Annotated in this window: 1 protein-coding gene; it reads right to left on the reverse strand. The window is 66.0% G+C overall.

Going from position 1 to position 473, the window contains the following annotated elements:
* Window positions 1-473: ABC transporter ATP-binding protein (locus MOV74_RS40285; protein WP_246933118.1), on the reverse strand; the 473-nt coding region annotated here is incomplete at both ends.

Below are 473 nucleotides of genomic sequence, written 5' to 3' on the forward strand. Positions count from 1 at the left end.
GCCTGCACCTGGGCGGGCGTGCCCTCCGCGAGCTTCTTGCCGAAGTTCAGCGCGACGACGTGGTCGGCGATCGACATCACGAGGCCCATGTGGTGCTCGACCAGCAGCACGGTCATGTGGCGCTCGTCGCGGATGCGGCGAATGAGGTCGCCGAGCACATAGACTTCCTCATGGTTGAGGCCGCCGGCCGGCTCGTCGAGCAGCAGGATCTTCGGATCGGCCGCGAGCGCGCGCGCCAGCTCGACGCGCTTCTGCGTGCCGAAGGGCAGGCCGGACACGACGGTGTGGGCGACGTCCTCGAGATCGAGATAGGCGAGGATCTCGTGCACCTTCTTGTTGACGCTGGTCTCGCTGCGCCGGACCCAGGCAAGCTTCAGGGAGTCGCTGATGATGTCGCTGGAGGTCTTCGAATGGGCGCCGACGCGGACGTTGTCCATCACCGACAGGTTCGGAAACAGCGCCACGTTCTGGAA

Source organism: Bradyrhizobium sp. SHOUNA76, from assembly GCF_023006445.1.
Taxonomy (GTDB): domain Bacteria; phylum Pseudomonadota; class Alphaproteobacteria; order Rhizobiales; family Xanthobacteraceae; genus Bradyrhizobium.